Source organism: Sphingomonas sp. AC522 (genome assembly GCF_979258125.1).
On record NZ_OZ409836.1, the window covers coordinates 2,325,730 to 2,346,009 of the forward strand.

Sequence of the window (20,280 nt, forward strand, 5' to 3'; positions counted from 1 at the left end):
GCTACGCGTTCCGGCTCCGCATGAGAGCGGGAATTTCACCCCGCCTTCGGGCCGTCGTTCGCCAGCTTGATGTGCAGTTCCTTGAGCTGCTTGGGGCTGACCTCAGAGGGCGCCTGCATCATCAGATCCTCGGCCTTCTGGTTCATCGGGAAGACGATGACTTCGCGGATGTTGGGCTCGTCGGCGAGCAGCATGACGATACGGTCGACGCCAGGGGCCGAGCCGCCATGCGGGGGCGCGCCGAACTTAAAGGCATTGATCATGCCGGCGAAGTTGGTGTCGACATCAGCCTGGGTGTAGCCGGCGATCTCGAACGCCTTATACATGATCTCCGGGCGATGGTTCCGGATCGCGCCCGACGACAGCTCCACGCCGTTGCAGACGATATCGTACTGATAGGCAAGGATATCGAGCGGGTCCTTGGTCTCCAGCGCCTCGAGCTCGCCCTGCGGCATGCTGAAGGGGTTGTGGCTGAAATCGACCTTCTTGGCGTCCTCGTCATATTCGAACATCGGGAAGTCGACGATCCAGCAGAATTCGAAGCGAGTTCTTGTCAATCAGCTCCAGTTGTTCGGCGGCGCGGGTGCGCGCGAGCCCAGCAAGCTTGGCGGCCTGGGCTTCCTTGCCCGCGGCGAAGAAGATGCCGTCGTTCGGGCCGAGGCCGAGCGCATCGGCAATCGCCTTCATGCCTTCCTGGCCGTGATTGTTGGCGATCGGACCGCCGAACACGCCGTCCTTCTGGGTGGCATAGCCGAGGCCGGGGAAGCCTTCGGACTGCGCCCAGCTGTTCATATCGTCGAAGAACTTGCGGCTCTTCTCGTGCGTGCCCGGCGCCGGGATGGCGCGGACGACGTCGCCGGCATCGACCATCGAGGCAAAGCGGCTGAAGCCAGAACCCTTGAAATGCTCGGAGACGTCGGTGATCAGGATCGGGTTTCGCAGATCCGGCTTGTCGTTTCCGTATTTCAGCATCGATTCGCGGTAGGGAATGCGCTGGAACGGCAGCGGCGAGACAGTGCGGCCCTTCCCTTCCCAATCGGCGAATTCCTCGAATACGCCGTGGAGCACCGGCTCGATTGCCGCAAAGACATCGTCTTGCGTGACATAGCTCATTTCGAAATCGAGCTGGTAGAACTCGCCAGGCGAGCGATCCGCGCGGGCATCCTCGTCACGGAAACAGGGCGCGATCTGGAAATAGCGATCGAAGCCGGCAACCATCAACAGCTGCTTGAACATCTGCGGTGCCTGCGGGAGCGCGTAGAACTTGCCAGGATGGACGCGCGACGGGACGAGATAGTCGCGGGCGCCTTCGGGGCTCGACGCAGTCAGGATCGGCGTCTGGAACTCGGTGAAGCCCTGGTCGATCATCCGGCGGCGCAGCGACGCGATGACGTTCGAGCGGAGCATGATGTTCTTGTGCAGCCGCTCGCGGCGCAGATCGAGGAAGCGGTTCCGCAGGCGGATTTCCTCCGGATATTCGGCATCGCCGAACACCGGCAGCGGCAATTCCTGGGCGTGTGACTGGACGACCACCTGATCGGCGATCACTTCGATCTCGCCGGTCGGAAGATTGGGGTTGGACGCTTCCGGGCCGCGCGCGACGACTTCGCCCGTCACCGTGATCACCGATTCTACGCGCAGGCTGTCGAGCAGCGCCAGCGCGGCGGTGTCCGCCTTGGCGACGATCTGCGTGATGCCATAATGATCGCGCAAGTCGACGAACAGTACGCCGCCATGGTCGCGCTTGCGGTGCACCCAGCCGGAGATGCGGACCTGCTGCCCGACATCGGTGGCGCGCAGGGCTGCGCAAGTGTGCGTGCGATAGGCGTGCATAGCTCAAACTCTCTGTAACTCGTCTCCCCCGCGAACGCGGGGGTCCCGCTGCCTTGCCCGAACAGAAGAAGAAGCGGGATCCCCGCGTAAGCGGGGACGACGGAAAAATATCCGATGGCGCGCGCATCTCTGTCACACACCCTTTTGTCAACCCGAAGGACCGTCTATGGGGCGCCGATGCATATCCATGGTCTGATCGAAGACAGCGCGGCTCTCGCCAATCTCTGCGCCCGTTTTGCCAACAAGCCCTATATCTGCGTGGACACCGAGTTCATGCGCGAGAACAGCTATTGGCCTGAGCTCTGCCTGATCCAGATCGCCGACGATGAGGAAGCCGCGGCGATCGATCCCATGGGCGGAATCGACATGGGTCCCCTGCTCGATCTGCTTGTCGATAACGAAGACGTTCTCAAGGTATTCCATGCCGGCGGGCAGGATATCGAGATCGTCTACAATCTCACTGGCAAGACCCCGCACCCGCTGTTCGACACTCAGGTGGCCGCCATGGCGCTGGGGCAAGGCGAGCAGATCGGCTATTCCAACCTGGTCGATACCTATCTCGGCATCAATGTCGACAAGGGCGCGCGCTTTACCGATTGGAGCCGCCGCCCGCTCGACAAGCGCCAGATCGACTATGCGATCTGCGACGTGACCTATCTCTCCGAAATCTTCCCCAAGATGCTGGAAAAACTGCGCAAGACCGGGCGCGGGGCCTGGCTCGACCAGGAGATGGAAAAGCTCGCCGATCCGGAGAATTACCGCAACGATCCCGATCTCTCCTGGCAGCGCGTGCGCATTTCCAGTCGCAAGCCCGAAGTGCTCGGGCGGCTCAAGGCGCTGGCGCGGTGGCGCGAGCTCGAGGCGCAGGGCAAGGATTTGCCACGCGGTCGGATCGTCAAGGACGAGACGCTGGCCGATCTCGCGGGCAATCCGCCGCGCAAGCAGAGCGATCTCGGCAAGGTCCGCGGGCTCTCCGCTGCCTGGGCGGGCAACGATATCGGCGGGCGGATGATGGATGCGCTCGCCAATGCCGAGCCGATGAGCACCGAGGAAATGCCCTCGCGCGACGATCGTAAGCCATCGCTCGGCAAGGATGGTGCGCTGGTGGCCGACTTGCTCAAGCTGCTGCTCAAGATCCGCGCAAAGGAAATCAATGTCGCGTCTAAGCTTTTGGCGCGGACCGACGACCTGGAGGCGCTCGCCGCGGGACAGCGCGAAGGCCTCTCGATCCTGCAGGGCTGGCGCTACGAGCAGTTCGGTCGCGACGCGGTCGAGCTGGTCGAGGGTCAGCTCGGGTTCACGGTCAAGAATGGCAAATTGAAGATGACTCGTACGGAGGGCCCCGAATGATTCGCTTCGCGCTTCCATTGATTGCCCTCGCCGCCGCCAGTTGCGGTCCGACGCCGCGCCCGCAGACGCCGGCAGCGCCCGGGGTGGAATGCAACGCTAACGGCCTCCAGCATCTGATCGGCCAGCCGCGCAGCGTAGAGCTGGTGGCCGAAGCCAAGCGGCTTTCAGGCGCCAATGCTGTGCGCGTGTTGACGCCGGGCATGATGGTGACGATGGAGTTCCGCGCTGACCGGCTCAATCTGCATCTGAGCACCGACGGCAAGGTCGCCAGCGCCCGCTGCGGCTAATCTTCGGCGGCGAGCAGTCCGGACGCACCCAGCACTTCGCGCACCACGGGAATCGACAGCCGCTGCACGCCAGCGCTTTCCAGCGCATCGGCGACTCGCAGAATCGCGATATGGCTCCGCTCGATACGGGCACCGATCCAAGCGATCACGTCGGGCTTAGCGTGGAGCAAATGCCGCGCAAAGGCGCGTTCGAGGAGCTGGGGCATCAGCGCATCGTCGGGAGCACCGATTTCGAGCAGTGGCGATGCCGCCAGGCGCGAGCGCAGGTCGGGAAGCTTGACGGCCCATTCGGGTGGCGCCGCCTCGGCAACGATCAGCAGCGGACGGCGATCGGCCTGAGCCCGGTTCCAGGCGTGAAAGACATCGGCATCCTTCACGCGATCGGCGTCGTCGAGGATCGCGCCGCCGCTCTTCGCCGCGAAGATGCGCGCGAGCAGGCTACGTCCCGATTTGCGCGGGCCGACAAGCAACGCGCTCATCACCGGCCAGGTCGCCCAGCGCTCAAGCTGTTGCACGGCGCGGATATTCGATTCGCCGACCAGGAATTCCGTCTCGCTCGCCTCGGGAAGCCCGAGCGGCAGGCGTAGCTGGCTCATCCGCCTGTCGGCGCGGCGGGCGTCGGCGAGGGTTGCGGTGCGGGGGAGACCTGGGCGCGGCGGATGCGGAGTACGCCGGCGCCTTCCTGGACCTGCCAGCCGCGTGCTTCCAATGCGGCACGCAGGCTGCTGATCACGCCGTCATAATTGACGCGCATCACCGAAATCCCGCCCAGCGCGATGCTGGTCGTGCTCGCGCCGCGCACGCCGGGCACGCCGCGAACCGCCGATTCGGAGCTGGTGAGCGCATTCGCGGTCGGAGTCTCGACCTGGACGGTGAAGCTGGCGCCAGTCTCCGCAGTCGGGGTCGGAGTCGCCACTGCGGTCGCCTCGTCGGTCGGCTTTTCTGCCTCCGTCTTGGGCACGGGCGGGCGCGTAGCGAGCATACTATCGGTCGCGAGTTCGCCAGTAGCCAACGCGCTCTGGAAGGCCTTGTCGATCCGCTGGATGCCAGCATCGAGCAGCGCATCGAGCGAATCCCCATTGGTAACCCGCAGCGCGAAATTAGTGATCGGGCGCCGATCGGGACCATGGCTGGCGTTGAACACACCCACGATCGGCCCGCCGGGATACTCACGGCGCAATTGTACTTCGGCGACAAGCACATCAGCGGCGCCATATTGGTCGAGCACCGAGCGCCACCAATTGCGCCCGCGTCGGAAGGTCTGGCCGGCATTGATCAGCAGCGCATCCGGGCCGGCTCCGCGAGCGCGGACATAATCGATCGTACTGCCGCCGCTGCGGAAACGCTTCCAGGCACGGCCCCAAGCGGTTTCGCGTTCAAAGACTATCCCCGCGCCGCCCGAAAATTCGATTGGCACCAGCAGCATCGGCGGCGAGCGCATCACTGCTGTCGAAACGCCAAGGATCGCGCCGGCCTTTGCCCGGTCGAACAGCACGCCCAGCGTCGCGATATAGCGGTTGGGACCGATCTGTTCGCGCTCGACGACGATGCTGGTCACCAGCGAATCGAGCGCCGAATCGGAAAGCGACGAGGTCTTGCCGGTCAGCTTCTGCGCGAGCATCTCCCAGCCCTTGCGCTGCGCCACGCGCCAGCCGCCCATCCGCGCCGCATCGGCATTGCCACCTCGCACATCGACCGAAATGCCCGATATCTCGAAGCCGCCCGAAGGATCGATCGCCACCGCGCTGCCGCCGCTGCCCTGCGCAAGCACGGTCCCCACGACGGCTGCTGCCAGCAAGGATGCAATGCCGATACTCAGGGAAATGCGCGAACGAGCCATGGTTGGCGCCCTTTTGGCGAAGCGGGCGTGGAAATCCAAGCGCGGAATGGCTAGGCGCGTCTCCATGAGCGACAGCGATGGCTACACATACGCCCAGGCAGGCGTTTCGATTGCGGCAGGCAATGCCCTGGTGCGCGCCATTGGGCCCCTGGCCAAGTCCACGCGGCGGGCCGGTGCGGATGCCGATCTGGGCGGCTTTGGCGGATTGTTCGACTTGAAGGCCGCTGGGTTCAGCGATCCGCTGCTCGTCGCCGCGAATGACGGCGTCGGCACCAAGCTCAAGCTGGCGATCGAGCATGATGCACATGACGGCGTCGGCGTGGATCTGGTCGCGATGTGCGTCAACGATCTGATCGTCCAGGGCGCCGAGCCGCTCTTCTTCCTCGATTATTATGCGAGCGGAAAGCTCGATCCGGCTGTGGCGGAGCGCGTGATCGCGGGCATCGCGGAGGGTTGCCGTCAGGCCGGCTGCGCGCTGATCGGCGGAGAGACCGCAGAAATGCCCGGAATGTATGCCGATGGCGATTACGATCTTGCGGGCTTCTGCGTCGGCGCAGTCGAGCGCACGCAGTTGCTCGACGGCACGGCGATCCGCCCCGGCGACGTGCTGCTCGGGCTCGGCTCGACGGGGGTACATTCCAATGGCTTCTCGCTGGTCCGCCGTCTTGCCGGGGACAAGGGCTGGAGGATGGATCGCCCTGCAATGTTCGATCAGGACGTCATTCTGATCGACGCGCTGATGGCGCCTACCCGCATCTATGTGAAAAGCTTGCTCCCCCTACTCAACCGCGGCGCGATCCGGGGGCTGGCGCATATCACTGGCGGCGGGCTGCTGGAGAATGTGCCGCGGGTGCTGCCCGAGGGCTGCCACGCCAGGATCGACGCTGGTGCGTGGGAATTGCCGCGGCTGATGGCGTTCCTGCAGGCGCAAGGGAATATCGAGCCGGAGGAAATGGCGCGGACCTTCAATTGCGGCATCGGGATGGTCGCGGTTGTGGCGCCCGAACTGGCTGATAGCATTGCCGCAGAGCTAGAAGCGGCGGGAGAAACGGTCTTCAGGATCGGCGTGGTCGAAGCCGGCGAGCGTGGTTGCACGGTATCTGGCGCGGTGGAGACCTGGAGCGCACGTAGTGACTGGGAAGCGACGCACCATGCCTAGCCTTTCCCCGGCGACGGCCCCAGTTTCAGCGTTGCAAACTTCAAGTCTGGGCCCCGGCCTTCGCCGGGAAAAGTGATGCGGAGAAAATTGGGCATCCTCATTTCGGGCCGCGGCTCGAACATGGCGGCGCTAGTGGAGGCCTCCCGCGCCGCCGATTGCCCCTACGAAGTCGCACTCGTCGCCAGCGACAAGCCCGACGCGCCGGGCCTCGAATGGGCGCGCGAGCAGGGCGTGGCCACCTTTGCCCATTCGCCCAAAGGCATCCCCAAACCCGAATACGAGTCCGCAATCGACTCCGCTCTCCGCAAAGCCGGCGTCGAAGCCATCGCTCTCGCCGGATACATGCGCCTCCTGTCGGACGAGTTCGTCACCCGCTGGCGTGGCCGGATCGTCAATATCCACCCCTCGCTGCTCCCAAAATATAAGGGCCTCGATACCCACCGCCGCGCGCTGGTGGCGGGCGACATGATCGCAGGCTGCACCGTGCATATCGTCACCGAGGAGCTAGACGCCGGCGAAGTGCTCGGCCAGGCCCAGGTCCGCATCGAAGCGCGCGATACGCCGGAGACCCTTGCCGAGCGTGTGCTTGCAGAGGAACATCGCCTCTACCCCAAGGTCATTTCGGAGTGGCTGTCCCGATGAGCGAAAGTACCGAGCCCTTCCTGGAGCGGGTCCGCGCGACCGCCCTCGCCCTCCCCGCTGCCGAGGAGCGCGTCAGCCACGGCCAGGCAACGTTCTTCGCCGCGGGCAAGATGTTCGCGCAGTTCCGGCACGATCATCACGGCGACGGCCGCACCATCGTCGCGGTCAAAACCGGCGATGCCGAGGAAGCGCGAATGCTGATCGAGGCCGCGCCGGGAGATTATTCGCGCGTCGCCTATTTCCGCGCCGAATGGGTCGGACTCGCGCTCAACGCTGGGACTGATTGGGAGCATGTCGGCGATCGCATCGCGCGCAGCTGGGAACTCGCCGCGCCGCGGCGCTTGCTCGAAGCCGGCGGGCGTTAGAGGCACATCCGCGGATTTCCGCGGGTTGCACGGATATTTTTGCCCATATCCTTGTTTTCCTTATCTGCGCCGCAGACGACTAGGGAAGCCAGAATGTCCGAACCCAAACATGTCGAGCCGGAAGCTAGCGGAGGCGTCGCCACCGCCGAGGTCGGAGTCGTGATGCTCGACGGCCCGGACGGCGTTGCGGTGACGATGACCGCGCATGCGGCGGACACCACCGGGCGTGCGCTGATCGACGCGGCCGAAGAGGCATCGGGGCAGAGCCCAGATCCGCAACCGCTTTAATCCCCTTGCCCACCCCCGCTATGCCCCGCGATAAGGGGCCGCAATGATCAAGGTCGCCAGCTACAATATGCGCAAGTCGATCGGCACCGACCGTCGGCGGCGCCCCGAACGCACGCTGGCGGTACTTGCCGAAATCGATGCCGATGTGATCGCGCTGCAGGAGGCCGACCGGCGCTTCGGCGAGCGCGCAGCGGTGCTCACGGATCACTTGCTGGGCGAACATGGCGCATGGAAGGCGATTCCCTTCGGCATCCGCCAGCGCTCGATGGGCTGGCACGGAAACGCCCTGCTCGTCCGTGCTGGCGCCGAAGTGCTGGATTGCGAGGCAATCCACTTGCCTGCGCTCGAGCCGCGCGGCGCCGTAGTCGCCGATGTGCGGCTCGGTGGCCAGATGCTGCGCGTGGTCGGCATGCACCTCGACCTTTCCGGGCTCTGGCGGCGGCGCCAGGCGGCGGCGATCATCGCGCATCTTGCCGCCAGCACGCATCAATATCCGACAGTGCTGATGGGCGACCTCAACGAGTGGAGCGCCAACAGTGGCTGCCTGCGCGATTTCGCCAGCCACTTCGATTTCGCGGAGACCGGCAAGAGCTTCCACGCCCGCAAGCCCGTCGCCCGGCTCGATCGGATCATGGCCTCGCGCGACCTGACGTTCGTCGAGGCTGGCGTGCATGACAGCGCATCTTCGCGGACCGCATCGGACCATCTCCCGGTCTGGGCGACGGTCCAGGCCAGCTGATGAGCGAAATGCGGGACAAGGAACTGCGGCTGGCGCTGGTCTGCTATGGCGGCATCAGCCTCGCTGTTTACATGCACGGCATCACCAAGGAAATCTGGCGACTGGCCCGGGCGAGCGCGGCGGCGCGCGACGGCGAGGGGCCTGACAGCATCTATCGCGAATTGCTCGCCGAAATCCGCGAGAGTGCCGGAATCAACCTCCGCGTCATCGTCGATATCGTGTCCGGCGCCAGCGCCGGCGGGATCAATTCGATTTTCCTGGCGCAAGCGATCGCAACCGGACAATCACTCGACCCGCTGACCGATCTCTGGATGGAGCACGCCGATGTCGAGGCGTTGCTCGAGCCGCGCCAGGGGACCAACCGCTTCGCCAAGATCTGGGCAGCGCCGATTGCCTGGTTCGTTGCCAATCGCAGCAAGACGATCGACGAGACGGTGGAGGCGCCCGCGCGCGATGAGGTTCGGCTCAAGCTCGAACGCTTCGTCAGCGCGCGCTGGTTCGAGCCGCCCTTCGGGGGAAAGCGGCTGCTCGGCACGCTGATTGATGCGCTGGACGCAATGGCCAAGGGCCCGCAGGACAAGCGCCTGCTGCCCCCCGGGCAACCGCTCGATCTGTTCGTCACGGTCACCGATTTCCGCGGCCATCCCGAAGCGCTCAGGCTCAACTCGCCGCCCGAAGTGATCGAGACTGAGCATCGCATCGTCGTGCCGTTCAGTGATCATGGCGCTGGCGGCAAGGAATTTGCCGATCGTATCGGCCTCGCCTTTGCCGCGCGCGCGACATCCAGCTTCCCCGGCGCCTTCCCGCCCTTCACCGTTGCCGAGATGGACGAACTGCTTGCCGAGCGCGGCGTGGAATGGGCCGGCCGCGACACCTTCCTTGAATGCGTGCTGCCTCAGCAGTGGGCCGATAACCGTGCCGAAAAGGCCGTGTTGATCGACGGATCGGTACTTGCCAACGCGCCCTTCCGCCCGGCGATGGAGGCGCTTCGCGAACGCCCCGCGCGCCGCCAGATCGATCGCCGCTTCGTTTTCATCGATCCCTTCCCCAATTCGCGCTTCGATTTCTACGGGGCCCCGGTGGAGAAGCCGGGCTTTTTCCAAACCATCATCGGTGCGCTTTCGGAATTGCCGCGTCAGCAGCCTATCCGAGACAATCTGGAAGCGATCGCCGAGCGGTCTGACACGATCGAGCGGATGCTCGCGATCGTCACCGAGATCCGCAGCGAAGTGGAAACCCAGGTCGAGGGGCTGTTCGGTTACACCTTGTGGCTGGATTACCCGACGCCGAAGCGGCTAGCGGCGTGGCGGCACCGTGCACAGGTTACCGCCGCGGCCAAGGCCGGCTACGGCCACACGGCCTATGGCCTGCTCAAGGTGGATGGCGCGATCGATCGCATATCGCGGTTGATCCATGCGATCGGCGATCGGCGCGAGCCCGAACGACTGCGTGAGCTTCGCGAGGCAGTCGCGCATATTGTCCAGTCGCGCGGCGCAGACCGGTTCGGTGCGACTCTGTCGAATGGCGCGAGCCCCGCAACGCTGGAATTCCTTCGCACCCACGATCTCGGCTTCCGCATCCGCCGGCTCCGGCTGCTCGCGCGCCGCCTCACCGAGATCGACTTGCCGAGCAATCACGCAGCGCTCCAGCCGATGCGCGAGGCGATCTACGAATCGCTCGCTTCCTATCTCGAGCTCAAGCGTGCCGACACCTTCGCGGACCTGCGTGACATGGCGCGCGAACTCATCGACGATGCCGGGCCGATCCTCGACATCCTCGGTGATCGCATGGCGCTGAAGGCGCTCGACCGCGATACCGATGCCCGGCTGTCCGAAGGGTTCAGCGCGCTATCCAAGGAATTGCGCCGCCCGATGCTGCTCGCGCATCTCGGCTTCCCCTTTTTCGACATAGCCACACTGCCCTTGCTCCAGGGCGAGGGCGTCGATGAATTCGACCCGATCCGCGTCGATCGCATCGCCCCCGATGATGCCTGCGCGATCCGCTCGGGTGGCGCCGCGGCCACGCTCAAGGGTACGCAGTTCAATGCCTTTGGCGCGTTCTTCAGCCGGGCCTATCGCGAGAACGACTATCTCTGGGGCCGGCTGCATGGCGCCGACCGGCTGATCGACATCGTTGTTTCCACCCTGCTGGTCGAATCACGGCCGAGCGAGGAGCGTGTCGCCGCCATCAAGCGCGCCGCCTTCCACGCCATCCTCGACGAGGAAGAGCCGCGGCTGAAGGCGATCCCCAAGTTGTTCGAGGAACTGCGCGCGGAGATCGGCTAACTCCCTCTCCAGACGGGAGAGGGAGCATTGGCAAGCACCCAGCTTCGCCCTAGACTTGTTTCAGAGGTGAGGGCGAATGCGGTTTCTGAAGGTGTTGTTCTGGTTGCTGCTGGGCGGGCTCGTCGCGGGCTTCGTGATCTATAATGGCGATCAGCGGGTCAGCATCCATTTGTGGAGCGGGCTGATTGCGGATTTCAGCCTGCCGCTGCTGCTCGTGCTGACTTTCCTTGCAGGCCTCCTCCCCGCAGTTCTCGCCTATCACGCATTGCGCTGGCGGATGCGGCAGCGGCTGGCCGGGCTGGAGCGCGCGCTGGCGGATCTTCGCGCTGTCAACGCACCGGCTGCCGAGCCCGTGACCATTGAGGCGAACTCCGCTCCGCCACTGATCGAGCCGCAGCAATGAGCTCGCCGATCTACGTAGCGATCGACACTCCGGACCTGGACCGCGCCAAGGCGATCGCTGCCCGTGTCCATCACCATGTCGGCGGCATCAAGCTCGGTCTCGAATTCTTCATGGCCAATGGCCGCCACGGCGTGCACGAAATGGCCGAAATCGGCCTGCCGATCTTCCTCGATCTCAAATTTCACGACATTCCCAACACCGTCGGCAAGGCGGTGCAGGCGTTGCGCCCGCTCGAGCCGGCGATCATCACTGTGCACGCCGCGGGTGGCCGGGCGATGCTAGAGGATGCCAAGGCGGCGGCCCCCACCGGCACCAAGGTCGTCGCAGTCACCATGCTGACCAGCCTCGATGCCGACGATCTCGGCTCGATCGGGCTCGCCCCCGATCCGCACGAGCAAGTCATGCGCCTGACCGAACTCGCCAAGTCGGCAGGCGTCGACGGAATTGTCTGCTCGGGTAACGAAGTCGCCGCGGCCAAGCAGGTCTGGCCGCGCGGCTTTTTCGTCGTCCCCGGCGTCCGCCCGGCGAATGGCGCGGTCGGAGACCAGAAGCGGGTGGTCACGCCGCGCGCTGCGCTGGATGCCGGCGCGTCGATCCTAGTAGTCGGGCGTCCGATCACCCAGGCGCAGGACCCGGACCTTGCCGCGCGCGAAATCGAGGCGACGCTCTAGCGTATGCCGACCATCCGCGTTGCCACGATCGACGATTTGCCGCGTCTCCATTCTATGGTCGAGCGCGCCTATCGCGGCGAATCGGCCCGGGGCGGCTGGACGCACGAGGCCGACCTAATCGTGGAAGGCGCGCGCACCGATCTCGAAATGCTGCGCGCCATCGTCGAGGATACGAACCAGCGCCTGCTGATTGCCGAGCGCGACGGTGAAGCCGTCGGCTGCGTCCAGATTAGCGACCAGAGCAAGGGCCTCGCCTACCTCGGCCTGCTCGCGGTCGACCCGACGGTGCAGGCAGCCGGTATCGGCAAGCGCCTTCTTGATGCGGCGGAGCGCGTCGCGAGCCAGGTGTTCGAAGCCAAGCGCATCGAAATGACTGTGATCGACAGGCGCGAGGAGCTGATCGCCTGGTATCGCCGCCGCGGCTATCTGCCCTCGGGCGAGACGCGCGACTTCCCGATCCCGCTCGATCCGCCCTTATTCATGAGCGTCCTCGTCAAGCCTCTGCTCTGAGGCGAGGAAGCGCGCGATCTCGCCCGGCGTGCCGAGCCAGACCAGTTCGCCGCCCCATTTCTCTAGTTGCGCAAGCGCACGCGGCAAGGTGCGGACCCGGAAGCTCAGCGTATACCAGATGAACCCGAGGCTAAATCGCTCGGGACACCCCGCGGCCATGTCGGCGCGGACCTCGCCATATTGCGTGAGCGTGCGGCGAAGGATGCGCCAGGTGCAGCGGAACGGCGAAAGATCCAGTAACACGACCCTGTCAGCCTTGGCGAGGCGGCGCTCCAGCGTGCTCGAATAATTGCCCTCGATGATCCACCGCAATTCTGCCAGTGCCGCGTCGAGCCGCTCCAGCCAAATGGCCTTGTCGACCTCCTTCCAGCCGGCACTCCAGTAAAGCTGATCGAGATGATCAAGCGGCATGTCCTCGCGCGCTGCCAGTTCGCGCGCGAGAGTCGATTTGCCGCTTCCCGGCGATCCGATGATCAGGATTCGCTCCGCCATCACCCTCCTTAGCCGTGAAGCGTTGCGAACACCTCCGGATAATCGCCCCGCGGTTTTCCCATCGCGCTCATCCACCGCTCCACGTGGTAGTGCTGGTCGAGCCCCTGCTGCGATCAGGATTTCAACAGCGCATTCAACCCAGCAATCGGTGCGGCGCCGGTGATAACGCTGCCTGGGTGTTTGATCTGGCTGCGGCAGACATAGTCCGCGACCGCTTCGAACAGCGATCCTGTTGGCGTGGCTTCCCAAGCGAGCGGTTCGAGATCCGCCGGACCCAGCTTGCCCGTTTGATCGTAAATCGCCGTCTCAGTTACGCGGTGCATCTTCCGGCCGCAGTCTATCGTCCAGAATCCGGTCAGCGCAGTCATGTCCGGATCTTTCAGCGTGACCAAGATACGCGCCTTGATCACTGCATCCGGCTTCGGCGCAACGGGTTTCGTTCCTACATCGACAGTCAGCACTCGGCTCAATTCACGATTAATGTCGATAACTTGCCAGCTTGGTGCTGTCTGCGGCGCAAGCAGTATCGTGGCAGCAAGCAGTATATTGAGCATCTCGTCCCCCCGTTAAGCCACGCGCCCGAACCTGCGGCGCGCTGACGCAGCGTAACGAAATGCTCGCTATTGCCAAGGCGGAGCCAGGTCAGGAGATACCCACATCGGGAGATCGGCATGGCTCAGCCGTTGAGCGTCGTGAAGACCTCCGCATAGTCGCCGCGCGCCTCGGCAAAGCGGAGAAACTTGACTCGATCGACCAAATTTTCGGGTGCTCCCGCCTCCAGCTGCGCCATCGTTTCGGCAATATATTCCTCGAGCGGCATGGAGTTGGGGTTCTCGGCATGCCCCGGCATCAGGTCGGTCGCGACGGCGGGCGGCGCGATTTCGATGACTTCGACGCTTGTGCCCTTCAACTGATGGCGTAGCGACTGGCTCCAGCTGTGCATCGCCGCCTTGGTCGCCGAATAAGTCGGCGTCGCGGCGAGCGGGACGAAGGCCAGGCCCGAAGTGACGGTGGCCACGGTCGCCTTAGGCTGGGCGAGCAGATGGAGGAGCAGCGCGGCGTTAAGCCGCAGTGGCCCGAGAATGTTGGTCGCTATGGTGCGCTCGGAATAGTCGAGGGCGTAATCCGGCGCGGCGAGGCTCTCTGCGCCCATGATGCCGGCATTGTGGACGACGACATTGAGCGCAGGGTGTGCGGCCAGCACTTCCTTGGCAAAGCGCACGATGTCGGCCGCGTCACTCACGTCGAACTGCGCCGTCGCCATGCCGGGATTAGCGGCAGCGACCTCTTCCAGCACTGACGCGCGGCGCCCCGCGATGATCACCTTGTTGCCGCGCGCATGCAGCGCCTCGGCCAATCCTCGCCCGATCCCCGAGCCGCCGCCGGTGATGAGGATGGTGTTGCCGGTCATGTCCATATTCGCCTCCATTCGTGTGACTGGACGGGAGATAGGAGCAGCTGGTATAGTTTGGGGAGTAGGCACCCAAAATATTCATACACACTTTTTGGAAACCATGGACCACGATCCCCACGCATATCCCGAAAACCTCGACCCGCGCGTCGAGGGGCTCGTCACCGAGATCATCGGCCGGGTCGCGGACAAATGGACGATGCTCGTGCTTGAAATCCTGACCGAGCATGGCGAACTGCGCTTCTCCAAACTGCGCTGCGAATGCGAGGGGATAAGCCAGAAGATGCTGACCCAGACGCTGCGCGCGATGGAACGCGACGGGCTGGTGGTGCGCACCGTGCACCCGGTGATCCCGCCCAAGGTCGAGTATCGCCTGACCGAACTGGGCGGCAGCCTGGCAGAGGCGTTTTGCGGCGTATGGGAATGGGCCGCGCGCAATCTGGAGCGGATCGAGGAGGCGCGGGTCGCGTTCGACGAGCGTAGCCCCTAAGGATCGTCATCCTCGCTAAAGTTAGTGTTGCTTGCCAAAGCCGCGCACTCCGCCGAAGAGCCCCGCATGCCCGTCACCGTCAAGATCTGCGGCCTTTCGACGCCTGAAACGCTCGACGCTGCAGTCGCCGGCGGGGCGAGCCATGTAGGCTTCGTCTTCTTCCCCAAAAGCCCGCGCAACGTTTCAATCGAACAGGCCGCAGCCCTTGCTGCTCGGGCAGCGGGCCGCGCCAGGATTGTCGGGCTGTTCGTCGATCCGGAGCCGGCGCTGATCGATGCAGTCCGCAGCTCGGTTAGAACTCGACGCCATCCAGCTTCACGGCGAGGAGCACCCGGCGCTCGCCGCTCGCTTGCAGGTGCAGCACGGCGTCGAAGTGTGGAAGGCCGTTCCCGTTCGCACCGCGATGGATTTGGGCGCTTCTCACCGATACAGCGGCCACCGCATCGTGTTCGACGCCAAACCGCCAAAGGGCGCCGATTTGCCCGGTGGAAATGGACTGCGTTTCGATTGGAAGCTGCTCGACGGCTTCCGGCATACGGCGCCCTGGCTCCTTTCCGGCGGGCTCAGCACGGAAAATGTGGCCGAAGCCGCCCGCACCACCGGCGCAACGATGGTCGACGTGTCCTCGGGCGTGGAATCCGCGCCCGGCGTCAAGGATGTGGACAAGATCGCCAGCTTCCTTAAGGCAGTCCGCTCCTTATGAACGCACCCAATTCCTATCGCGCCCAGCCTGACGAGCGGGGGCATTTCGGCCAGTTCGGCGGGCGTTTCGTCGCCGAGACGCTGATGCCGCTGATCCTCGATCTCGAGCGCGAATATCGCGCCGCCAAGGCGGACCCCGCCTTCCAGGCCGAGTTCGATGATCTGCTCGAGCATTTCGTCGGCCGCCCCAGCCCGCTTTATTATGCGGAGCGGCTGACCGGGCATTACCGCGCGCTGGCCGAGCCGGGCAAAGGCGCGAAAATCTATTTCAAGCGCGAGGAGCTGAACCACACCGGCGCGCACAAGATCAACAATTGCATCGGCCAGATCCTGCTCGCGATCCGCATGGGCAAGACCCGGATTATCGCAGAGACCGGCGCGGGGCAGCATGGCGTGGCCACCGCGACGGTCGCGGCGCGCTTCGGGCTGCCGTGCACAATCTTCATGGGCGCCAAGGATGTCGAGCGGCAAAAGCCCAACGTATTCCGAATGAAGCTGCTTGGCGCCGAGGTTCAGCCCGTCACCAGCGGCGCCGAGACGCTCAAGGATGCGATGAACGAGGCGATGCGTGATTGGGTCGCGAACGTCCATGACACCTTCTACATCATCGGCACTGCTGCTGGGCCGCACCCCTATCCCGAGCTAGTTCGCGACTTCCAGAGCGTGATCGGCACCGAGACGCGCGCCCAGATCTTGGATCGCGAAGGCCGCCTGCCCGATCTGCTGATCGCAGCGGTCGGTGGCGGATCGAATGCGATCGGGCTGTTCCATCCCTTCCTCGACGATCCCGACGTGGCGATGCTCGGCATCGAGGCCGCGGGGCACGGCGTCGAGACCGACAAGCACGCCGCGTCGCTCAACGGGGGCAAGGCCGGCATCCTCCACGGCAACCGCACCTATCTGCTCCAGGACGAAGACGGCCAGATCACCGAAGCGCACTCGATCTCGGCCGGGCTCGACTATCCCGGAATCGGCCCCGAACATAGCTGGCTGCATGAGAGCGGCCGCGTCGAGTATGAACCGGTCACCGACAAGCAGGCGCTCGAAGCGTTCCAGCTTTGTTGCGCGCTGGAGGGGATCATCCCGGCGCTTGAGAGTTCGCACGCGCTGGCAGCTTTGGAAACCAAGGCGCTGGAGATGGACGAGGATAAGTTGATCGTCGTCAACGTCTCGGGCCGCGGCGACAAGGACATCTTCACGGTGGCGGAGCATCTGGGGTTCGAGCTGTGATGCCCGCCGCAAAGCTTCGCCTGTTACCCCGGCCTTGTGCCGGGGTCCAGTTGGACACAGGCGATGCCGCTGGAGCCTCTTGTCCCGCCCTCGCGGGCAGATCGACCCCGGAACAAGTCCGGGGTGACGGTACGGTCGTTGCGGCGTTGAGAGTGGCTCCGTGACCAAAGATCGTAGGCTCTTAGTTCCCCTGGGACTGTTCTTGGTCTCCTTTGTCGCCTTGGCCATTCAGTCAGTGATCGTCGGGCACTACATCTGGTCGTCGATCATGGACTCCAATTGGGAGTCGTTCACCAAGATTTATGGCGTGGCTCCGCCTGGCGACCATTGCCTCGACTATTGCGCGCCCGAGCTTCCGTTCCTCGCCGGTTACCTCGTTGTAGGAACATTCCTGAGCGGTTTGATCTCACTTACCTATATCTGGCTCAAGCCCCGACCATGACCCGCCTCGCTTCCGCCTTCCCCGCCGACCGCGCCGCACTCATCACCTTCGTCACCGCGGGCGATGGCGACACCGTCGCGATCCTCGACGCGCTCGTCTCAGGCGGCGCGGACGTGATCGAACTCGGCATGCCGTTCACCGATCCGATGGCCGACGGCCCCGCGATCCAGGCCGCCAATTTGCGCAGTCTCGCCAAGGGCACGCGCACCAGCGATGTCCTCGCCATCGCCGCCGCCTTCCGCCAACGCCACGCCGACACTCCTCTGGTCCTGATGGGCTATGCCAACACCATGACCTGCCCCGGCTTCGCAGCGAAGGCCGCGGACGCGGGCGTGGACGGCATGATCTGCGTCGATATCCCCGCCGAAGAAGCCGACAGCCTCGACGAGTTCACCCATGCGGGCATCGACGTCATCCGTCTCGCCACACCGACCACCGATGCCGCCCGTCTCCCCGCGGTGCTAGAAGGGGCCAGCGGCTTCCTCTACTACGTCTCGGTCGCCGGAATCACCGGCCTCCAGCAAGCCGCGCAATCCTCGATCGCCGACGCCGTGAAGCGCCTCAAGTCCGCCACCTCCCTCCCCGTCGCGGTCGGCTTCGGCGTCCGCACCCCCGAACAGGCCGCGGACATCGCCCGCGTGGCCGATGGCGTGGTCGTCGGCTCGGCGATCGTCGAGCTGGTCGGCCAGCACGGCGATGATGCGCCCGCGTACGTCCGCGCCTATATCCAATCCCTATCGACGGCGATTCACGCCGCAAAGGAAGTCGCATGAGCTGGATCAGCCGCGTCCGCAACGCGCTCGCCTACGTCACCACCCGCACCGGCGAGACCGCCGACAATCTCTGGCACAAGTGCAAGGGCTGCGGACAGATGGTGTTCGTCAAGGAGCTCGAAGAAAATCAGGACGTCTGCCCGCATTGCGATCATCACGAGCGGATCGGCCCGGCCAAGCGCTTCGTGCAATTGTTCGACGCCGGCGCCTTCACTGTGCTCGCCAGCCCGAAAGTGGCGGAGGATCCGCTCAAGTTTCGCGACCAGAAGCCTTACCCAGCACGGTTGAAGGCTGCCCGCGCCGCCACCGGCGAGCCCGACGCGTTCCTCAACGCCAGCGGCACGATCCTGGGGCACAAGGCAGTCGTCGGCGTGCAGGATTTCGCTTTCATGGGCGGATCGATGGGCCAGGCCGTCGGCGAGGCATTCATTGCCGGGGTTGAGGCCGCGATCGGTGCGCGCGCGCCGTATATCGTCTTCACCGCGTCGGGTGGCGCACGCATGCAGGAAGGCATTCTCAGCCTGATGCAGATGCCGCGCACCACCGTGGCGATCGAGATGCTCCACGACGCCGGCCTGCCTTACATCGTCGTGCTCACCGATCCGACTTCGGGTGGCGTCATGGCCGCGTATGCGATGCTCGGCGACGTCCAGATCGCCGAGCCGCGCGCGACTTTGGCCTTCACCGGTCGTCGCGTGATCGAGAACACGATCCGCGAAAAGCTCCCCGACGATTTCCAGACCTCGGAATATTATCGCGAGCACGGGCTGGTCGACATGGTCACCCACCGCAAGGAATTGCGCAAAACGCTCGGCCAGCTGATCGGGCTGTTGTGCGAGGCAAAGGCGGCGGCGTGAGCACTTCGTCTAAGCCCCTCTCCTTCAGGGGAGGGGTTGTGGTGGGGCCTATCCGCGCGCTATCGGTGGGGGGCTAGCAGAAGTGGACCACGCCACCTCCACCGATCCGCAAGTTCAGCGCCAGCTCGACCGGCTCACCCTGCTCTCCCCGGGCGCCGACATTCTCGGCCTGGGGCGGATCATCGAACTGCTCGGGCGCGTCGGTAATCCGCACCTGCGCCTGCCCCCGGTGTTCCACGTCGCCGGCACCAACGGCAAGGGCTCGACCTGCGCCTTCCTCCGCGCTGCGATCGAAGCCGCGGGCCTCACCGCGCATGTCTACTCCAGCCCGCATCTCGTCCGCTTCAACGAGCGCATCCGCCTCGTCGGCGAGCTGATCGAGGACTCGCAACTCGCACCGCTGCTAAAAGAAGTGCTGGATGCAGGCGGCGATATCGGCGCGAGCTTCTTCGAAGTCACCACCGCCGCAGCCTTCCTCGCCTTCGCACGCACCCGTGCGGATGCCTGCATCGTCGAAGTCGGCCTGGGCGGGCGGCTCGACGCGACCAATGTCGTGCGTCCGTTGGTCACAGGCATCGCCCAGCTAGGCGTCGATCATCAGGCGTTCCTCGGCGACACCGCCGAGGCGATCGCTGCCGAGAAGGCCGGCATTGCCAAGGTCGATGTCCCACTGATGACAATGGCATATCCTGAGGAAATCGCGCTCGTCGTCGGTGCCTCGGCCGCAACGCGCGGCGCTCCGGTGCTGGCAGCGGGCGACGCGTGGCATTGGGCAGTACGCGATCGCCGCCTGCATTACCGCGATTCCCGCGGCGAAGTGGAAACACCCCTCCCCGCGCTGGCCGGCCCGCATCAGCCCGCCAATCTAGCGCTGGCGATCGCGATGCTTCGACACCAGCACGCGTTCACAATTCCGGAAGCAGCCCTGGCCCAAGCCGCGCGCAATGCCCACTGGCCCGCACGCATGCAGCGCCTCTCGCCCGGCCCGCTACTCGATCTCCTCCCCAACGGCAGCGAGATCTGGCTCGACGGCGGGCACAATCCAGCAGCGGCGGAAGCAGTCGGTGCCACGGTCGCGCAAGTGTCACAAGGGCGCCCCGTTCACCTGATCCTCGGCATGCTATCTAACAAGGATGCGCAAGGCCTGCTGGCTCCGTTTGCTTCGCTCGCGAGCAGCCTCCAGGCTGTCCCGGTCCCGGGCCACGAGCACCACGCGCCCGCAGCGCTGGCCCAAGTTGCGCAGACGCTGTGCATTCAACGCACCGCCTCCGCCCCGGATGTGCGAGCGGCACTCAGCGCTATCCCCAATGAGGGCGAGGCACCCGTAGTGCTCATCCTCGGCTCGCTCTATCTCGCCGGCACCGTGCTCGAGGCGAACGGCGAACTACCCAACTGAGCCTTCTCCCGAAGACCGCGAGCGGACCACCGCAATCAGCAAACACGAGCAGAACAGCATTCCACCCCGCCTAACAACGTCTCACCTTATTGCGATTGACTATCAATAGCGACTT

The 20,280-nt window shown here is 64.8% G+C and carries 22 protein-coding genes and 2 pseudogenes; 18 read left to right on the forward strand and 6 right to left on the reverse strand.

All coding sequences use genetic code 11. From position 1 onward, the window contains the following. Positions 1-35: 35 nt before the first annotated feature. Positions 36-1,833 (reverse strand): annotated as a pseudogene (gene aspS, locus ACZZZM_RS11535) (aspartate--tRNA ligase). A 177-nt stretch (positions 1,834-2,010) separates the two neighbouring features. Here aspS and rnd point away from each other — a divergent pair. Then, complete coding sequence (gene rnd / locus ACZZZM_RS11540; RefSeq protein ID WP_463595240.1) at positions 2,011-3,183, forward strand: ribonuclease D; 1,173 nt, start codon at positions 2,011-2,013, stop codon at positions 3,181-3,183. Then, positions 3,180-3,470 carry an I78 family peptidase inhibitor gene (locus ACZZZM_RS11545; protein WP_463595241.1) on the forward strand — a complete coding sequence of 97 codons (291 nt, stop codon included), beginning with the start codon at positions 3,180-3,182 and terminating at the stop codon, positions 3,468-3,470. The genes rnd and ACZZZM_RS11545 overlap by 4 nt, the downstream gene beginning before the upstream one ends. On the opposite strand, the gene ACZZZM_RS11550 is transcribed toward ACZZZM_RS11545, so the two are convergent. Beyond that, complete coding sequence (locus ACZZZM_RS11550; protein WP_463595242.1) at positions 3,467-4,066, reverse strand: P-loop NTPase family protein; 600 nt, start codon at positions 4,064-4,066, stop codon at positions 3,467-3,469. The genes ACZZZM_RS11545 and ACZZZM_RS11550 overlap by 4 nt on opposite strands. After that, complete coding sequence (locus ACZZZM_RS11555; protein WP_463595243.1) at positions 4,063-5,310, reverse strand: heavy-metal-associated domain-containing protein; 1,248 nt, start codon at positions 5,308-5,310, stop codon at positions 4,063-4,065. The genes ACZZZM_RS11550 and ACZZZM_RS11555 overlap by 4 nt, the downstream gene beginning before the upstream one ends. Before the next feature lie 64 nt (positions 5,311-5,374). Here ACZZZM_RS11555 and purM point away from each other — a divergent pair, with 64 nt between their 5' ends. The 9 genes from purM (at position 5,375) to ACZZZM_RS11600 (ending at position 12,372) form a co-directional block, all read left to right on the forward strand. Continuing rightward, positions 5,375-6,469, forward strand: coding sequence for a phosphoribosylformylglycinamidine cyclo-ligase (gene purM / locus ACZZZM_RS11560; protein ID WP_463595244.1), 1,095 nt, complete (start codon positions 5,375-5,377; stop codon positions 6,467-6,469). Positions 6,470-6,544: 75 nt separating this feature from the next. Next, positions 6,545-7,111 (forward strand): phosphoribosylglycinamide formyltransferase, encoded by a 567-nt coding sequence (gene purN / locus ACZZZM_RS11565; RefSeq protein WP_463595245.1) that lies wholly within the window; start codon positions 6,545-6,547, stop codon positions 7,109-7,111. Beyond that, a complete protein-coding gene (locus ACZZZM_RS11570; protein WP_463595246.1) occupies positions 7,108-7,476 on the forward strand; it encodes an MmcQ/YjbR family DNA-binding protein in 369 nt (122 codons plus the stop codon). Before purN ends, ACZZZM_RS11570 begins: the two co-directional genes overlap by 4 nt. Positions 7,477-7,569: 93 nt before the next feature. After that, positions 7,570-7,764 (forward strand): hypothetical protein, encoded by a 195-nt coding sequence (locus ACZZZM_RS11575; RefSeq protein WP_463595247.1) that lies wholly within the window; start codon positions 7,570-7,572, stop codon positions 7,762-7,764. Between the two features lie 43 nt (positions 7,765-7,807). Continuing rightward, on the forward strand, positions 7,808-8,503 hold the full coding sequence (locus ACZZZM_RS11580; protein WP_463595248.1) for an endonuclease/exonuclease/phosphatase family protein: 696 nt from the start codon (positions 7,808-7,810) through the stop codon (positions 8,501-8,503). 8 nt (positions 8,504-8,511) lie between these two features. Next, positions 8,512-10,788 (forward strand): patatin-like protein, encoded by a 2,277-nt coding sequence (locus ACZZZM_RS11585; protein ID WP_463596435.1) that lies wholly within the window; start codon positions 8,512-8,514, stop codon positions 10,786-10,788. 76 nt (positions 10,789-10,864) lie between these two features. Continuing rightward, complete coding sequence (locus ACZZZM_RS11590; RefSeq protein WP_463595249.1) at positions 10,865-11,191, forward strand: lipopolysaccharide assembly protein LapA domain-containing protein; 327 nt, start codon at positions 10,865-10,867, stop codon at positions 11,189-11,191. Then, on the forward strand, positions 11,188-11,862 hold the full coding sequence (pyrF, locus tag ACZZZM_RS11595) for an orotidine-5'-phosphate decarboxylase (RefSeq protein ID WP_463595250.1): 675 nt from the start codon (positions 11,188-11,190) through the stop codon (positions 11,860-11,862). The genes ACZZZM_RS11590 and pyrF overlap by 4 nt, the downstream gene beginning before the upstream one ends. A gap of 3 nt (positions 11,863-11,865) precedes the next feature. Beyond that, a complete protein-coding gene (locus ACZZZM_RS11600) occupies positions 11,866-12,372 on the forward strand; it encodes a GNAT family N-acetyltransferase (RefSeq protein ID WP_463595251.1) in 507 nt (168 codons plus the stop codon). Here the strand turns inward: ACZZZM_RS11600 and ACZZZM_RS11605 are convergent. The 3 genes from ACZZZM_RS11605 to ACZZZM_RS11615 all read right to left on the reverse strand — a co-directional run bounded on the left by ACZZZM_RS11605 (position 12,337) and on the right by ACZZZM_RS11615 (position 14,281). After that, positions 12,337-12,864 (reverse strand): AAA family ATPase, encoded by a 528-nt coding sequence (locus tag ACZZZM_RS11605; protein ID WP_463595252.1) that lies wholly within the window; start codon positions 12,862-12,864, stop codon positions 12,337-12,339. The two genes, ACZZZM_RS11600 and ACZZZM_RS11605, sit on opposite strands and share 36 nt — an antisense overlap. A gap of 113 nt (positions 12,865-12,977) precedes the next feature. Beyond that, positions 12,978-13,418 carry a hypothetical protein gene (locus ACZZZM_RS11610; protein ID WP_463595253.1) on the reverse strand — a complete coding sequence of 147 codons (441 nt, stop codon included), beginning with the start codon at positions 13,416-13,418 and terminating at the stop codon, positions 12,978-12,980. A gap of 122 nt (positions 13,419-13,540) precedes the next feature. Further along, positions 13,541-14,281 (reverse strand): SDR family oxidoreductase, encoded by a 741-nt coding sequence (locus tag ACZZZM_RS11615; protein WP_463595254.1) that lies wholly within the window; start codon positions 14,279-14,281, stop codon positions 13,541-13,543. 97 nt (positions 14,282-14,378) lie between these two features. Here ACZZZM_RS11615 and ACZZZM_RS11620 point away from each other — a divergent pair, with 97 nt between their 5' ends. The 7 genes and pseudogenes from ACZZZM_RS11620 (at position 14,379) to ACZZZM_RS11650 (ending at position 20,165) form a co-directional block, all read left to right on the forward strand. Beyond that, entirely contained in the window at positions 14,379-14,765 is a 387-nt protein-coding gene (locus ACZZZM_RS11620; protein ID WP_463595255.1) for a winged helix-turn-helix transcriptional regulator, read from the forward strand. A gap of 66 nt (positions 14,766-14,831) precedes the next feature. Continuing rightward, positions 14,832-15,468: pseudogene (locus ACZZZM_RS11625) on the forward strand (phosphoribosylanthranilate isomerase). Continuing rightward, positions 15,465-16,697: a tryptophan synthase subunit beta gene (trpB, locus tag ACZZZM_RS11630; protein WP_463595256.1), complete on the forward strand. Its 1,233-nt coding sequence runs from the start codon at positions 15,465-15,467 to the stop codon at positions 16,695-16,697. The pseudogene ACZZZM_RS11625 and the gene trpB overlap by 4 nt, the downstream one beginning before the upstream one ends. Positions 16,698-16,857: 160 nt before the next feature. After that, entirely contained in the window at positions 16,858-17,139 is a 282-nt protein-coding gene (locus tag ACZZZM_RS11635) for a hypothetical protein (RefSeq protein WP_463595257.1), read from the forward strand. Next, entirely contained in the window at positions 17,136-17,912 is a 777-nt protein-coding gene (trpA, locus tag ACZZZM_RS11640; protein WP_463595258.1) for a tryptophan synthase subunit alpha, read from the forward strand. The genes ACZZZM_RS11635 and trpA overlap by 4 nt, the downstream gene beginning before the upstream one ends. Continuing rightward, positions 17,909-18,769, forward strand: a complete 861-nt coding sequence (gene accD, locus ACZZZM_RS11645; RefSeq protein ID WP_463595259.1) for an acetyl-CoA carboxylase, carboxyltransferase subunit beta — start codon at positions 17,909-17,911, stop codon at positions 18,767-18,769. Before trpA ends, accD begins: the two co-directional genes overlap by 4 nt. 82 nt (positions 18,770-18,851) lie before the next feature. After that, a complete protein-coding gene (locus ACZZZM_RS11650; RefSeq protein ID WP_463595260.1) occupies positions 18,852-20,165 on the forward strand; it encodes a bifunctional folylpolyglutamate synthase/dihydrofolate synthase in 1,314 nt (437 codons plus the stop codon). The last annotated feature ends 115 nt before the right edge of the window (positions 20,166-20,280 follow it).

Excerpts from the sequence above, each read along its gene's own strand:
- ACZZZM_RS11555 (WP_463595243.1), bottom strand. The coding sequence starts at position 5,310 with ATGGCTCGTTCGCGCATTTCCCTGAGTATCGGCATTGCATCCTTGCTG.
- rnd (WP_463595240.1), top strand. The coding sequence starts at position 2,011 with ATGCATATCCATGGTCTGATCGAAGACAGCGCGGCTCTCGCCAATCTC.
- ACZZZM_RS11620 (WP_463595255.1), top strand. The coding sequence starts at position 14,379 with ATGGACCACGATCCCCACGCATATCCCGAAAACCTCGACCCGCGCGTC.
- purM (WP_463595244.1), top strand. The coding sequence starts at position 5,375 with ATGAGCGACAGCGATGGCTACACATACGCCCAGGCAGGCGTTTCGATT.
- pyrF (WP_463595250.1), top strand. The coding sequence starts at position 11,188 with ATGAGCTCGCCGATCTACGTAGCGATCGACACTCCGGACCTGGACCGC.
- purN (WP_463595245.1), top strand. The coding sequence starts at position 6,545 with ATGCGGAGAAAATTGGGCATCCTCATTTCGGGCCGCGGCTCGAACATG.
- ACZZZM_RS11605 (WP_463595252.1), bottom strand. The coding sequence starts at position 12,864 with ATGGCGGAGCGAATCCTGATCATCGGATCGCCGGGAAGCGGCAAATCG.
- ACZZZM_RS11600 (WP_463595251.1), top strand. The coding sequence starts at position 11,866 with ATGCCGACCATCCGCGTTGCCACGATCGACGATTTGCCGCGTCTCCAT.
- ACZZZM_RS11585 (WP_463596435.1), top strand. The coding sequence starts at position 8,512 with ATGCGGGACAAGGAACTGCGGCTGGCGCTGGTCTGCTATGGCGGCATC.
- ACZZZM_RS11570 (WP_463595246.1), top strand. The coding sequence starts at position 7,108 with ATGAGCGAAAGTACCGAGCCCTTCCTGGAGCGGGTCCGCGCGACCGCC.
- ACZZZM_RS11580 (WP_463595248.1), top strand. The coding sequence starts at position 7,808 with ATGATCAAGGTCGCCAGCTACAATATGCGCAAGTCGATCGGCACCGAC.
- ACZZZM_RS11615 (WP_463595254.1), bottom strand. The coding sequence starts at position 14,281 with ATGGACATGACCGGCAACACCATCCTCATCACCGGCGGCGGCTCGGGG.
- ACZZZM_RS11590 (WP_463595249.1), top strand. The coding sequence starts at position 10,865 with ATGCGGTTTCTGAAGGTGTTGTTCTGGTTGCTGCTGGGCGGGCTCGTC.
- ACZZZM_RS11545 (WP_463595241.1), top strand. The coding sequence starts at position 3,180 with ATGATTCGCTTCGCGCTTCCATTGATTGCCCTCGCCGCCGCCAGTTGC.
- ACZZZM_RS11610 (WP_463595253.1), bottom strand. The coding sequence starts at position 13,418 with ATGCTCAATATACTGCTTGCTGCCACGATACTGCTTGCGCCGCAGACA.
- ACZZZM_RS11550 (WP_463595242.1), bottom strand. The coding sequence starts at position 4,066 with ATGAGCCAGCTACGCCTGCCGCTCGGGCTTCCCGAGGCGAGCGAGACG.
- ACZZZM_RS11575 (WP_463595247.1), top strand. The coding sequence starts at position 7,570 with ATGTCCGAACCCAAACATGTCGAGCCGGAAGCTAGCGGAGGCGTCGCC.
- trpA (WP_463595258.1), top strand. The coding sequence starts at position 17,136 with ATGACCCGCCTCGCTTCCGCCTTCCCCGCCGACCGCGCCGCACTCATC.
- accD (WP_463595259.1), top strand. The coding sequence starts at position 17,909 with ATGAGCTGGATCAGCCGCGTCCGCAACGCGCTCGCCTACGTCACCACC.
- trpB (WP_463595256.1), top strand. The coding sequence starts at position 15,465 with ATGAACGCACCCAATTCCTATCGCGCCCAGCCTGACGAGCGGGGGCAT.